This is a genomic window from Rhizobium aethiopicum, from assembly GCF_014197535.1.
Classification (GTDB): domain Bacteria; phylum Pseudomonadota; class Alphaproteobacteria; order Rhizobiales; family Rhizobiaceae; genus Rhizobium; species Rhizobium aethiopicum_A.
In genome coordinates this window covers 1-13,757 of sequence record NZ_JACIFV010000017.1, presented here as the reverse complement: position 1 = coordinate 13,757, position 13,757 = coordinate 1, and the positions used below count along the sequence as shown (strand labels likewise).

11 protein-coding genes are annotated in these 13,757 nt (G+C 62.2%); 4 read left to right on the top strand and 7 right to left on the bottom strand.

Annotated features, from left to right (window positions below; all coding sequences use genetic code 11):
* Window positions 1-74 precede the first annotated feature (74 nt).
* From GGD53_RS20830 to GGD53_RS20810, 5 genes are all read right to left on the bottom strand, one after another.
* Window positions 75-266: a hypothetical protein gene (locus GGD53_RS20830; RefSeq protein ID WP_184458766.1), complete on the bottom strand. Its 192-nt coding sequence runs from the start codon at window positions 264-266 to the stop codon at window positions 75-77.
* A 132-nt stretch (window positions 267-398) separates the two neighbouring features.
* Window positions 399-1,292 (bottom strand): uracil-DNA glycosylase, encoded by an 894-nt coding sequence (locus GGD53_RS20825; protein WP_184458765.1) that lies wholly within the window; start codon window positions 1,290-1,292, stop codon window positions 399-401.
* Between the two features lie 68 nt (window positions 1,293-1,360).
* Complete coding sequence (locus GGD53_RS20820) at window positions 1,361-2,653, bottom strand: Hsp70 family protein (RefSeq protein ID WP_184458764.1); 1,293 nt, start codon at window positions 2,651-2,653, stop codon at window positions 1,361-1,363.
* A 207-nt stretch (window positions 2,654-2,860) separates the two neighbouring features.
* Window positions 2,861-5,980 (bottom strand): efflux RND transporter permease subunit, encoded by a 3,120-nt coding sequence (locus GGD53_RS20815; RefSeq protein ID WP_184458763.1) that lies wholly within the window; start codon window positions 5,978-5,980, stop codon window positions 2,861-2,863.
* Window positions 5,977-7,284: an efflux RND transporter periplasmic adaptor subunit gene (locus GGD53_RS20810; RefSeq protein WP_184458762.1), complete on the bottom strand. Its 1,308-nt coding sequence runs from the start codon at window positions 7,282-7,284 to the stop codon at window positions 5,977-5,979. The genes GGD53_RS20815 and GGD53_RS20810 overlap by 4 nt, the downstream gene beginning before the upstream one ends.
* 276 nt (window positions 7,285-7,560) lie before the next feature.
* Between GGD53_RS20810 and GGD53_RS20805 the strand changes: the two genes are divergently transcribed.
* A complete protein-coding gene (locus GGD53_RS20805; RefSeq protein WP_184458761.1) occupies window positions 7,561-8,442 on the top strand; it encodes a phosphotransferase family protein in 882 nt (293 codons plus the stop codon).
* A 6-nt stretch (window positions 8,443-8,448) separates the two neighbouring features.
* Here GGD53_RS20805 and GGD53_RS20800 read toward each other — a convergent pair whose 3' ends face one another.
* Window positions 8,449-9,237, bottom strand: a complete 789-nt coding sequence (locus GGD53_RS20800) for an SDR family oxidoreductase (protein WP_184458760.1) — start codon at window positions 9,235-9,237, stop codon at window positions 8,449-8,451.
* A 242-nt stretch (window positions 9,238-9,479) separates the two neighbouring features.
* Between GGD53_RS20800 and GGD53_RS20795 the strand changes: the two genes are divergently transcribed.
* Both GGD53_RS20795 and GGD53_RS20790 read left to right on the top strand, forming a co-directional pair.
* Window positions 9,480-11,144: an electron transfer flavoprotein-ubiquinone oxidoreductase gene (locus tag GGD53_RS20795; RefSeq protein WP_184458759.1), complete on the top strand. Its 1,665-nt coding sequence runs from the start codon at window positions 9,480-9,482 to the stop codon at window positions 11,142-11,144.
* Between the two features lie 135 nt (window positions 11,145-11,279).
* The gene (locus GGD53_RS20790; protein ID WP_184458758.1) at window positions 11,280-11,894 is read left to right on the top strand and encodes a L,D-transpeptidase; all 615 of its coding nucleotides are present in this window, start codon (window positions 11,280-11,282) and stop codon (window positions 11,892-11,894) included.
* 75 nt (window positions 11,895-11,969) lie between these two features.
* On the opposite strand, the gene GGD53_RS20785 is transcribed toward GGD53_RS20790, so the two are convergent.
* The gene (locus GGD53_RS20785) at window positions 11,970-12,872 is read right to left on the bottom strand and encodes a DMT family transporter (RefSeq protein ID WP_184458757.1); all 903 of its coding nucleotides are present in this window, start codon (window positions 12,870-12,872) and stop codon (window positions 11,970-11,972) included.
* Window positions 12,873-12,969: 97 nt separating this feature from the next.
* Here GGD53_RS20785 and GGD53_RS20780 point away from each other — a divergent pair, with 97 nt between their 5' ends.
* Window positions 12,970-13,491, top strand: a complete 522-nt coding sequence (locus tag GGD53_RS20780; protein ID WP_184458756.1) for an Lrp/AsnC family transcriptional regulator — start codon at window positions 12,970-12,972, stop codon at window positions 13,489-13,491.
* Window positions 13,492-13,757 lie beyond the last annotated feature (266 nt).

Sequence of the window (13,757 nt, the reverse complement as noted above, 5' to 3'; positions counted from 1 at the left end):
AGGCAGCTGCACGATTCTTTAAATCGGAGCCCTTGCGCCTCCGAAAAGACGCACGGGGCTGCAGCACCTGCCGCTCAATATTGCTGGAAGTCGGAAAAAATCGCGTTCGGACGCGCCGTGCGGCCGTTGATGCCGGTGCCGCGGGCAACCATCTGCTCGTTCGCGGCAAAGCCGAAACGGCTATAGCCGTGCGAGGAACGAATCTGGTCGCCGGCGAGGCGAAGGGTTTCAAACCCGCAATGGATAGGACGAAATCGCTTGTTCATGGCCTTGGTTCCTGTAATTCCTCCCAAGACACGCCTTTATATTGCAGTGCAACATCGATTCTGCAATGCATCGTGACGCGATGCAGCCATGCGAAAAACGCATGGAACACTTCATGAATTATTTAACTTCGGCTAATTTCTAAGCAAGGAGAGTGCATTAAGCTTAGCTTGAAAGACCAGCAGGTCGTTCCAGGCCAGCCGCTTGTTGACCGGTGCGGTTAACAGATCCTGAGGATGCAGGCTGGCGATGGCGGGGATGACGCGCCCGGCGACGGCAATTTCTCTCCAGCGGCCGCGCAGCCCGTGGATTGTATCGTTTTCTCCGAAGAAGAACCGCGCCGCGAAATTGCCGAGCAGCAGGATCGCCTGCGGTTCGGCGAGCGCAATCTGCCGCTCGATGAAGGGTCGGCAGATATCCATTTCGGCCGGCGACGCCGGACGGTTGCCGGGCGGCCGCCAGGGAATGACCTGCGTCAGCAGGACGCTGGAACGGTCAAGCCCGATCGCCGCCAGCATCTTGTCGAACAGCTGGCCGGATTTCCCCGAGAACGGCGTGCCCTCCCGATCGTCTTCGGCGCTCGGTGCCGAGCCGATGACCATGATGCCGCTTTCGGCCTTGCCGCTGGCAAAGATGGTCGAACGGGCGCTGTGCTTGAGATTGCAGCCGTTGAAGGCTTCGATCGCGGTCTTCAGCTCGCTGAGCGACCGCGCGGCTTCGGCGACGAAACGCGCCTGCTGCACGGCCTCGCCGTCCGGGATCGCCGGCTGCGGCCCGGAGGCCGGGGCTGGACGTGCTGCTGCACTCGGACGAGGCGATGTCTGGCGCTGCCCAGGCGACGGACGTTGCTCAGCGGGAGATGGTTCCTGCTGCGTTTGCGCGGGCGGACGGCGCGCAGCCTTCATCGCCTCGAATTCGGCGAAGCGGTCGACCGCCTCTTCTTCCAGCAGCCATTCCACGCCGGCATCCGCATGGAAATGCAGAAGCGCTGCAAGCTCGGCGGGGGAAAGGTCGTTGGCGGAGATCATGCGGCAAATCTAGCGAAGAGATCGTGGCATTGAAAGGGCGGGCGGCACATTGGCCGCGCTTGCCGGCTTTATTGCACAGTCCATTGCGCGATGTCGTCACGTTCGCCGATCAGCGCCAGTCCGTGGGCGATCGACAGCAGCTCGCCGCCGCTTTCGATCCGGTCGCGCTCGAAGCGCTCGGTGAAAATGCGGCGCACCGCCGGCACGAAGGAGGTGCCGCCGGTCAGGAACACCTTGTCGATCTCAGCAGGCTTCGTCTCGGTCTTGACGAGCACCTCGTCGAGCGCGCCTTCGATGCGGGCGAGATCCTCGGCGATCCAGCCTTCGAAGTCGCGGCGCTTGATGCTGCGCTGTCCGCCGCGGCCGAGCGGCGCGAAGTCGAAAAGCGCCTCGTCGGCAGCCGAGAGCGCCATCTTCGTCGCCGACACCGCCTGGTAGAGCGGATAGCCTTCGTCATGGTCGATGAGGTCGATGAAGATTTCGAGCTTTTCCGGCTCCAGGCTGGTTCGCACCAGTTTCTTCAGATCCTCGAATTCGCGGGTGGTCTTGAAGATCGACAGCTGGTTCCAGCGGCCGAAGCTGGAATAGTAGTTGGACGGCACTTCGAGAATCTTGTCGAAGCTCTTGAAATGGCTTCCTTTCCCGATCAGCGGCGCAACGATGTTGTCGATCATCCGATAGTCGAAATGATCGCCGGCGACGCCGACGCCGGAATGGCCGATCGGCGTTGCCGTCAGCCTGCCGGCGACGGTTTCGAAGCGGATCAGCGAATAGTCGGTCGTGCCGCCGCCGAAATCGGCAACCAGCACCGTCGCATCCTGCTTCAGGTTCTGCGCGAAATAGAAGGCGGCGGCGACCGGCTCGTAGACATAGTGGATTTCGGGGAAGCCGAAGCGCGACAGCGCCTCGTTGTAACGTTCGGTCGCGAGCGCCGGATCGGGGCTGGCGCCGGCGAAATGCACCGGCCGGCCGGTGACGATGCGGCTGACGTGAGACGGCCAGCTGTCGCCGGCATAGCTGCGCAGGCGCCGCACGAAGATCTCCATCAGGTCCTCGAAATTGTGCCGCTTGGCGAAGATCAGCGTGCCCTGGAACAGTGCGCTTGCCGCAAAGGTCTTGATCGACTGCAGGAACCGGCATTCGCCGGGATTGTCGATGAATTGCCGGATCGCCGCATGGCCCGCCTCCACTTTCAGCGCCGAGGCGCCGAGCTGGGCGTCCTTCATGAAGGAGAGCGCCGTCCGCATGCTGTCGGTCGTCCCGGCCGCGCTTGTGAACGTCATCGAACCCGTTGCTCCGCCATCAGCAAAGGCGAGAACCGTATTCGTCGTGCCGAAGTCGAAACCCAGCGCCTGAGCCATGCCCGCACCTCTTCATGCCGATTGTTGCTGGAGACGGAGCAGCGCTCCGCAAGGGCGTAAGGACGCCCGGATCAAGGAGGGCGGTTGATGCCACAGGGGCGTGACACATTCAAGTGGATTGAAGACCGAGACGCGTTGCCGCGTCCGCTTCTTCGCCGCTCGGGGGGCAAGAAGCGGACAGGCAAGGCCCGGTATCGTCAGAACGCCTTACTCGGCGGCCAGCGCCCTTGTCTCCTGCAGCACCGGCTCCTCGACCTTCTTCTGGCCCATCAGCCGGCCGAGGAAATGGCCGAACCGGTCCATCTCGACGAAGATGACAGGAGTGATGAACAGCGTCAGCAGCTGCGACACGACGAGGCCGCCGACCACGGCGATACCGAGCGGCTGGCGCAGCTCCGAGCTGGCGCCGGTGCCGAGCGCGATCGGCAGGGCGCCGAGCAGGGCGCAGAAGGTCGTCATCATGATCGGCCGGAAGCGCCGCACGCAGGCTTCGTGGATCGCCGCCGTCGCCTTTTCGCCCGTTGTGCGCATGGTCTCCACCGCCACGTCGATCATCATGATCGCGTTCTTCTTGACGATGCCGATCAGCATCAGCAGGCCGATGAGGGCGATGATCGACAGGTCGAAGCCCATGATCTTAAGCGCCAGCAGCGCACCGAAGGCCGCCGCCGGCAGGCCGGAGAGGATGGTGAGCGGATGGATGAAGCTTTCATAGAGCACGCCGAGCACGACATAGATGGTCAGAATGGCCGCCAGGATCAGATAGGGCGTATTGCCCTGCGACTGCTGGAAGATCTCCGCCGTGCCGCCATAGGAGGTGAAGACATCGGCCGGTAGGCTGATCTCCTCCTTGATCTGGTCGATCGCCGCCGTCGCGTCGCTGAGCGAGACGCCTTCCGGCAGGTTGAAGGAAACGGTGGTCGAGACGAGCTGGCCGGTCTGGTTGATGGTCACGGGGCCGGTGGTGCGTTGCACATGGGCGAAGTTCGATAGCGGCACCAGGCTGCCATTGGAGGAGGCGACGCGGATCTCCGACAGCTTCTGATCGTCCCAGGGTTTGCTGGTGTCGTATTCGACGATGACGTCGTAGCTGTCGCCGGTCGACTGGATTTCCGCCGCCGCATATCCGCTGAAGGATTCCTGCAGTGTCGTGCGCAGCGTATCATTGTCGATGCCGTAAGCGGCTGCCCGCTCGGTATCGATGACGATATTGGCCTGCAGGGCGTTGTTCTGGGCATCCGATGTCACATCGGTGAACAGCCCGCGGTCACCACGCATCGCCGCCTGGATCTTGCCGGCCCAGAGGTTGGTCTGGTCGGCGCTCAGCGCTTGGATGACCAGCTGATATTGGCTGGCGGTCTGGCGGCCGCCGAAGCGCAGGCTCTGGTTCGGCGTCACGAACGCCTGCAATCCGGGGATCTTGTTGATCGCGGTGCGCAGCTCGCGCAGCGTCTGGTCAAGCGGCGGACGCTCCTTCTTGTCCTTGAGTTCGACGAACATCGAGCCGTTGTTCTGCGGTTTGTTCGGGTTGCCGCCGATCGTCGACATCACGTGGTTGACCGCCGGGTTCGCCTTGACGACGGCTGCCGCCTGCTGCTGCAGCGCCTCCATGGCGGAATAGGAAATGTCCTGCCGGGCCTGCGTGCTGATCGACAGGCGACCGATATCCTCCTGCGGGAAGAAGCTCGTCGGCAGCGTCATGAAGAAATAGAACGTCAGTGCGACGGAGCCCAGGAAGACGCCGAGGATCGTCAGACGATGGCGTAGGCACCAGCCGACTGCCCTGTCGTAGCCGTTGAGCGTCCGCTCGAAGCCGGCATCGAAGAAGCGAATGAGGAGCGGCGGGCGGCCGTGATTGTTCGACAGGCGCGAGCCGAGCATCGGCGTCACCGTCAGCGAGACGATCGCCGACGATATGATGGCGATGGCAACGACCATGCCGAATTCGTTGAACACGCGGCCGACGACGCCGCCCATCAGCAGGATCGGGATGAAGACGGCGATTAGCGAAACCGACATGGAAATGATGGTGTAGCTGACTTCGCCCGCCCCCTTGATCGCCGCTTCGCGTACCGGCATGCCTTCTTCGACGTGGCGCAGGATGTTCTCGAGCATGACGATCGCATCGTCCACCACCAGACCCACCGCGAGCGTCAGCCCCAACAGCGAGATATTGTCGATGCTGTAGCCGAGCACATACATCATCCCGAAGGTCGAGATCAGCGACAGCGGAACGGCAAGTCCCGGAATGATCGTCGCGGTCGCATGGCCGGTGAAGAGGTAGATGACGAGAACGACGAGGCCGATCGTCAGGAACAGTGTGAACTTCACGTCGGCAATGGCGGCGCGAATGGGTTTTGCGGCGTCGTTCATGACCACGGTCGTCACCGAGGCCGGAATTTCGGCGTGCAGCTGCGGCAGCTTGGCGTTGATCGCATCGACGACATCGACCGTATTGGCATCGGGTTGACGCTGAATGGCGAGGATGATGCCGCGCTGGCCGTCATACCAGCTGCCGGTATACTGGTTCTCGACCCCATCCTCCACATCGGCGACATCGCCCAGATGGATCGGCGCTCCGTTCGGATTGGCGATGACGAGTGACCGGAATTGGTCGGCATTGGTGCGTTGCGTATTCGCGGTGATGGTCATGCTCTGCGAATTGTTCTGCAGCGTGCCGACTGGCTGCTGGCTGTTGGCGGCAGAGAGCGCCTTGTTGACGGTATCGATGCCGATGCTGCGGGTGAGCAGTTTGTTGGGGTCGACCTCGACACGCACGGCATAGGTCTGCGCGCCGTAAACGCTGACCTGGGCGACGCCGGGGAGGGTGGAAAGCGACGGCGAGATGATGTCCTCGGCGATCTCGTCGAGCTTGCTGCGCGGCATGGTGTTGCTCTGCACGGAGAGCAGCATCACAGGCGCATCGGCCGGGTTGGTCTTGCGATAGCTCGGTGGTGTCGTCAGGTTGTCGGGCAGCTGCCGCGTCGCGTGCGAGATCGCCGCCTGCACGTCGGCAGCAGCCGCGTCGATATCGCGGTTGAGGTCGAACTGCAGCACGATGCTGGTGCTGCCGAGCGAGCTCGAGGCGCTGATTTCGCTGATCCCGGGAATGGTCTCGAACTGCTTGATCAGCGGCGTGGCAACCGAGGTCGCCATGGTCTGCGGCGAGGCGCCGCTCAGCTGGGCCGAAACGTTGATCGTCGGAAAATCAACCTGCGGCAGGGCTGCAACCGGCACGAGCCGGTAGCCGGCAAGGCCTGCCAGAATGACGCCGATGGCAAGCAGCGTCGTCGCGACGGGGCGCTGGATACAGAAATTCGGGATCATTGCTGAGCTCCCACCGCGATCGTCTCGGACTGCTGCGGTTGCCGAGGCTCTTCGGCGGCGGCGACATCAAGCGTCTTTTCGTCGAATTGCTCGTTGATCGCCTGCTGGTCGCTGAGCTGGCCCTGGCCTTCGATGACGACATGGTCGCCCGGCTGAAGACCCGATTCGATAGCGGTGAAGCCGCCATTGGCGCGGGCGACGGTGACCGGCGTCAGATGCGATTTGCCGTCCTTGACGACAAAGGCGAAGAAACCGTCCGGGCCGGGACTGACGGCAACCGTAGGCACCACCACCTGCTGTTGGTCGTTGTTGAAATGCGCGATGATATTGACCGATTGGCCGGGCCAGAGCGCACCGGAGGCATTCTCGAACTTTGCCTTGGCTAAGATCGTGCCCGAGGCGGTGTCGACCGTGTTGTCGTAGAAGCTGATTTCGCCCTTGCGGACTTGCCCTTTGGTGGAAGCGGGAACTGTGCTGACTTCGACCGGACCGACTGCCAGCGCCTTCTTCAGGACGCGCAGATAACGTTCCTGCAGGTGAAATTTCACATAGATCGGATCGTATTTCGCGATGGTGACGATTGCCGAGCCGGCATTGAGGAAGGCGCCCTTGCTGACGGCAATATCGCCGAGCCGGCCGTCGAAGGGCGCCCGGATATCCGTATTCTCGAGGATGACTTGATCCGAGGCGAGGGTGGCCTTGTCGGCCTCGACCGTGGCCGCGGCGGTGTCGCGGGCAGCTCTTGCCTGGTCGAGGCTCTGCTGGGTGCCGGCCTTCTGGTCGAACAGGTCCTGTGCGCGAACCAGCGCCGTCTCCGCTTCCGAAAGCGTCGCCGTATCCCGGACGATCATCGCATTGTCCTTGTCGACCGCCGCCTTCGCCGTCCGGTCGTCCAGCTTGGCGATCAGGTCGCCGGCTTTGACGGTGGCTCCGTCCTGCGCATTGATGCTGACGATCAGGCCCTGTTCCTGTGCGGCCATGGTCGTATTGTCGTCGGCATCGGCCCAGCCGGACGCGGTGACATCCGTCGGCAGCGTCGTTTTCACCGCAGCGACTGTTTTGACGACAGTTGGACCGCCGCCGCGTCTGCGCCCGCCACCCTGGTGTTGCCCGCCATTCTCGGCCTGATTGGCCTGCGTCTGATCGCCCTGTGCCTGCCTGCTGCCCCCATTGCCGCCGGCCGGCTGCTTGATGAGCTCGGAGAGGTAGGGAATGCGCGCGGCATAAGGGACCAGATTCCCGAATTGCCAAACGCCGACCGCGGCGATTGCGACAAAGCTGACGGTGATCCAAAATTTCTTCATGGGTGAGACCGGGGTTTGAGCAAGGGTGCAAATTTATGCTTTGATTGAGCCGCTTATATTGCGGCGCAAAAAAGACATAATTCCGGTGTCGCGATCACTAAGTGGTTATAACGGCTTAAATTTTTGTAATGAATATTCCGTAATATTCAAATTATACTAATATAGTGCGGGTGCCACGTGGCGCGGCTTCGGCGGCTGCACGCCGGCGGTTCCCGACGGGCCGATGCTGCTCGGCTGCACCCAAAGAACAGGTGAAAACAGAAAAGGCAGGTCGTCATGACAGAGTTGAACGTCAGCGAATTTCGCTCTCTCATCACAAGTGTATTTCCGGAACTGACGGCCTCCGTTTTCAAGCTCGCGGCAAAGGGCTGGGATTCGATGGCGGTCGACGTCGACGACACGCTGATCTTCAAGTTTCCCCGCCATCTCGGCGCCGAAAGAGCGCTCGTGAAGGAAGCCGCCTTGCTCGATATCGTTCGACCCTCGCTGTCGATGGCGGTACCCGACATGCGCATTCACGACGGGCCGCCGATCTTCTCCAGCCACGCCAAGCTCGAGGGAGAACATCTCATTGCCGAAGATTACGATGCGCTCGGGCAGGGCGACCGCCAGCACCTGGCGGAGGACCTCGCGCGTTTCTACGCCGAACTGCACGCGCTCGATGCCGATCGCCTACGGTCGGCCGGCGCCGAAGCAATCCAGCCATGGCAATCGCCGGAGGCAGTGCGGACGAAGGCTTTGCCGCTGCTGCCGCCCGATATCAAGCGCTTTGCCGAGGCCGTCGTCTCGGATTTCGAAGCCTTGCCGCCGGATCCCTACGGCAACGTCTACGGCTTCTTCGACGGCCACGGCTGGAACATGGCCTTCGACTATCGGCAACGCAGGCTGAACGGCATTTACGATTTCGCCGATTCAGGTTTCGGTCCGTTGCATCAGGAGTTCATCTATTCGAACTTCATCTCGCCCGATCTGACCGCGCGCATTGTCTCGGCCTATGAAATCCTGACCGGACGCAGGCTTGACCGGCGGCGCATTGCGATTCTGACGGGCTTCCATCGGCTTTCCGAACTGGCCGAACTTGCCGACGATCCGGCCAATGTCGAACAGATGATCCGGAGCGCGGCGACCTGGGCCGCCGCGGCGGCCCGTGCGGCCTGAGCGGCTTCAGACGGACCGTGCGGCGCCGCCGTCGCAGCGGATCAGCGAGCCGGTAATGTAGCTTGCCGGCTGGCTGCACAGGAAGGCGGCCGTTGCGGCAAATTCCTCGACCCTGCCATAGCGGCCGACGGGAATGCGCGCCTCCTTGTCGGCGCGAATTTCCTCGAGGCTTTTGCCCGTCCGCTTTGCCGCGGCGCCGTCGAGGTCGTCGAGCCGCCTCGTCAGGATGCTGCCCGGCAGAAGCAGGTTGGTGGTGATGCCGAAGCTCGCCACTTCGGAGGCAAGCGTCTTGCTCCAGCCGGCAAGCGCCGGGCGCAGCGTGTTCGACAGCGCCAGATTGGCGATCGGTTCGATCACGCCTGATGAGGCGACCGTCAGGATGCGGCCCCAGCCTTGCGCCTTCATATCAGACAGCAGCGCATTGGTGAGGGTGATCACCCGCGCGACCATGGAAAGGAAATAGGTTTCGAGCTTTTCGGCCGTCATCTCCTCCGTCGTGCCGGGGGTTGGTCCGCCGGTATTGTTGACGAGGATGTCGATGCCGCCGAACTTCTCCTTCACCGCCGTCGTTGCCGTCTCGACGAAGCGCTCATCGCCAAGATCGGCCCAGATCCAGTCGGCCCGGCCATTGCCTTCGCTGTTGATCGCCGCGCAATTGGCCTCCAGCTGTTCGCCACTGCGTCCGCAAAGCAGCACGTTTGCGCCTTCGCGCGCGAGTGCTGTGGCGATGCCGAGGCCAAGCCCGCGCGAGGAGGCGAGAACGAGCGCCCGTTTGCCCTTGATACCGAGATCCATGATTTCCTCCGATGTCTTCGAGGGATGTATAAGGCGCGGGCGACGAAAAAGGAAAGGGAGGGCCGTGGTCTCGCGGGTTTCACAATTGACGTTAACGTAAACGTTGTTGTAAGTCTCGCATCGGCTGAAATGTCTTTGTGCGAATTGAGGATTGGCTGTCGCATCCCGGCTCGACAATGCTTCGCGGTTTTGACAAGACAGTGCCATGGGATGATGGCCACTGGCCAAGCGGAGACGAATGAATGACCGAGACGACTGAGCTGCCCGAACGCGAGAGCATGGAATTCGACGTTGTAATCGTCGGCGCCGGTCCTGCCGGTCTGGCGGCGGCGATCCGGCTGAAGCAGGTCAATCCGGAACTGTCCGTCGTGGTGCTGGAGAAGGGGGCCGAGGTCGGCGCCCATATCCTCTCCGGCGCCGTCGTCGATCCTATTGGCATCGACAGGCTGCTGCCGGGCTGGCGCAAGGATGCCGACCATCCGTTCAAGACGGAGGTGACGGCAGATCACTTCCTTGTCCTCGGTCCCGCCGGCTCGATCCGTCTGCCGAATGTGCTGATGCCGCCCTTGATGAACAATCACGGCAACTACATCGTCTCGCTCGGCAATGTCTGTCGCTGGCTGGCGACGAAGGCCGAGGAACTCGGCGTCGAGATCTATCCGGGTTTTGCTGCCGTCGAAGTGCTGTACGATGACAAAGGCGCGGTGATCGGCGTTGCCACCGGCGACATGGGCATCGAGAAGAATGGCGAGCCCGGCCCGAACTATACCCGCGGCATGGAGCTGCGCGGCAAATACACGCTGATCGGCGAAGGGGTGCGCGGTTCACTCGCCAAGCAACTGATCGCCAAGTTCGATCTGCAGAAGGACCGCGAGCCGCAGAAGTTCGGCATCGGCATCAAGGAGCTCTGGCAGGTCAAGCCGGAGAATCACAAGCCCGGTCTGGTGCAGCATTCCTTCGGCTGGCCGCTCGGCATGAAAACCGGCGGCGGCTCCTTCCTCTATCACCTCGAAGACAATCTGGTGGCCGTCGGCTTCGTTGTCCACCTGAACTACAATAACCCCTATCTCTACCCCTTCGAGGAGTTCCAGCGCTTCAAGACCCATCCGGCGATCCGCGGAACTTTCGAGGGCGGCAAGCGGCTGTCCTATGGCGCGCGCGCGATCACCGAGGGCGGCTATCAGTCGGTGCCGAAGCTTTCCTTCCCCGGCGGGGCTCTGATCGGCTGTTCGGCCGGTCTCGTCAACGTGCCGCGCATCAAGGGCAGCCACAATGCGGTGCTGTCGGGCATGCTGGCGGCTGAGAAGCTGGCGGCGGCGATTGCATCGGGCCGCAGCCATGACGAGGTGGTCGAGATCGAGAATGAATGGCGCGCCACCGACATCGGCCGCGACCTGAAGCGGGTGCGAAACGTCAAGCCGCTGTGGTCGAAGTTCGGCACTGCCGTCGGCGTGGCGCTCGGCGGTCTCGATATGTGGGTGAACACGCTGTTCGGCTTCTCCTTCTTCGGCACGCTGAAGCATGGCAAGACGGATGCGCAGTCGCTGGAGCCGGCCGCAAACCACAAGCCGATCGCTTATCCGAAACCGGATGGCGTCCTGACCTTCGACCGTCTGTCCTCGGTGTTCCTGTCGAACACCAATCACGAGGAGGATCAGCCGGTGCATCTGCAGGTCAAGGACATGGCGCTGCAGAAGAGTTCCGAGCTCGGCATCTATGCCGGCCCGTCGACGCGCTACTGTCCGGCCGGCGTCTACGAATGGGTGGAGAAGGATGGCGACAAGACCTTCGTCATCAACGCCCAGAACTGCGTGCACTGCAAGACCTGCGACATCAAGGACCCCAACCAGAACATCAACTGGGTACCGCCGCAGGGCGGCGAGGGGCCGGTCTATCCGAATATGTGAGGCGCATCGCCGACATCGGCGGTGATTTCGACCGGTGACGTCTTCGTGATCGCCTTTCGACGGCGGCCGTTAGCCGTTCGTTAACCATAAATTCCTTAGCTTGCGACATCTTGTTGACGCACTAAGGACACATTCATGACGATCTCCCGCCGGGGTTTTCTGATCGCTCTGCCGCTTTTTGTCGCCGGCTGCTCCTCGACCGGCTTGAACAGCCAGACGAATTATGCCGCGCTCCCGGATGAAAAGTTTCCGCTGAGGCAGGTGCCGATCGACAAGATCAAGCCGGAACTTCGCCGCCAGGAAGTCGCCTATGAAAGCGCGCATGCGCCGGGCACGATCGTCATCGACACGCCGGCGCGTCGCGCCTACTACGTCCTCGGCGACGGCAGGGCGATGCGATACGGCGTCGGTGTCGGTCGCGAGGGACTGGCATTTGCCGGCAACGCCTATATCGGGCGCAAGGCCGAGTGGCCGAGCTGGACGCCGACGGAAAACATGCAGCGCCGCGAGGAACGCTATCGCAGGCTTGCCGGCGGCATGCCGGGGGGCCTGAACAACCCGCTCGGGGCGCGGGCGATGTATCTCTATCGCGGCGGTAACGACACGCATTTCCGCATTCATGGCACCAATCAGCCGGAATCGATCGGCCTTGCCATGTCGAGCGGCTGTATCCGCATGATGAATCACGATGTGATCGACCTCTATAGCCGCGTCGAGGTCGGCGCCAGGGTCGTCGTCATCCAGGCCTGAACGACCGAGAGCACACTGAAAAGCCGCCGCAGCAATGGCTGTCGGCGGCTTCATATTGTCGGTCGCGGCTGATGGTCAGCGTCGCGCGGCAATCCCCGTCGAAAGTGCGACACCGATGCCGGTGATCACTGCGGCACTGATTTCGGCAAGACCGATCGTTTCGCCAAGCAGGAAACCGCCGCCGAGCGTCGCAAGAACAGGCGTCAATGCGGTAAAGGCGGCGGCCTGGGTTCCGCCGAGGATGCGGACCGCCGTGCCATAGGCGACCATGGCGACGAGGCCTGACAGAATGCCCTGGCTCAACACCTGCAGGCCGATTTCGGCAAGCGGGGCCTGCGGCAGCGAGATGCCGAAGACGAGGGCGAGCACGGCCATGATCAGGAAGGACCAGGCGGCAATCAGCGCGCTCGCCTGAATGGCCGTCAGCCCCGAGCGGCGGAAGGCATGGGTGTAGCTTGCCCAGAGAACGGCGCCAGCCGGCAGCATGACAAAACTTGTCCAGGGCAGGGAGGCATCGGCAAGGCTGCGGGCGAGCAGGATCATCACGCCGCCGACGATGGCGGCCAGCCCGGCAATGCGCGTGGCATCCGGCCGCTCCCGAAACAAGAGAATGCCGATCAATGCGGTGGCAAGCGGCATGGAGCCGCCGAGCAGGATGCCGGAGGATGCGGCCGGTGTGGAGTGGATGGCAAGCGTCGTCACCAGAAAGAAGACTGCGCCGCAGCCGGCGACCATGATCGCCAGCAGATGGAGCGGCACGCCTTTCGGCAGCAGACCGATGCGAAGCCAGACGGGCGAAAGTGCCAGCGCCGGGATGCCGAAGCGGATGAGGCCGATATCGATCGAGCCGAGTGAGGTCGCGGCGCTGTGGCGGGTCGCCAGAAACCAGGTCGCCCAGATCAGTACGGTGATGGTGCCGGCGGCATAACCGAGGCTCTGAGATGGTGATTTGTCGTTTGAAAATGCGATCGTGCTCATCGTTCCAATCCTTTCCTCCATCCGGATCCTGTCCGGTTGAGGAAGAGATTAGCGCCGGAAGCAGGGGCATGTCCTTGCTATCTGTGGCTTGAAAATCATGATACACGCAATCTTCTGCCAAATCATGCTGATGGAAATTCCGAAAATGCCAAATCTCGATAAATTCGATATTGCCATCCTGAAATGCCTGCAGGAGGATGCCCGCGCCACCAATGTCGAGATCGCCGAGAAGGTGAACCTCTCGCCGTCGCCCTGCCTGCGCCGTATCCGCAATCTCGAACGTTCGGGCATCATCCGCGGCTACACCGCCGATATTGACCGCAAGGAGGTCGGTCTCGGCCTGACGGTCTTCGTCGAATTCAAGGTGGTGCATCACAGCCGCGAAAATTCCGAGGCGCAACAGAAGGCGCTGCTCGCCATTCCCGAGATCGTCTCCTGCTTTCTGATCTCAGGTACGGCCGACTTCCTGGCCGAAGTGGTGGTGGAGGATCTCGCTGCCTATGAGCGGCTCTTGACAGAAACGCTGCTGACCTTGCCGAACGTCAGCGACATTCGCTCGAACTTCGCCATCCGCAGCATCAAGACGCATGGGCCGTTGAAGCTGCCCGAGGGAAGATGATCTCCAATGCTTTTTCTCGGCTGGTAAAACCCCTCCCCAACCCCTCCCCACAAGGGGGAGGGACTAACCTGGGGCACCGTCTCGCTCCTCCCGAAAGGCAGATATTTGGAATGCGGGTGCGGCAGTTTAAGTCCCTCCCCCTTGTGGGGAGGGGTTGGGGAGGGGTCTTAGCCGTGAACGACCGGGTTGATGGTCGACATTTTGGACCGGGATGATACCTGACAGTTTTCATTCTGTCGTGTGTGCTGCTTTAGGCCTCATCGGCC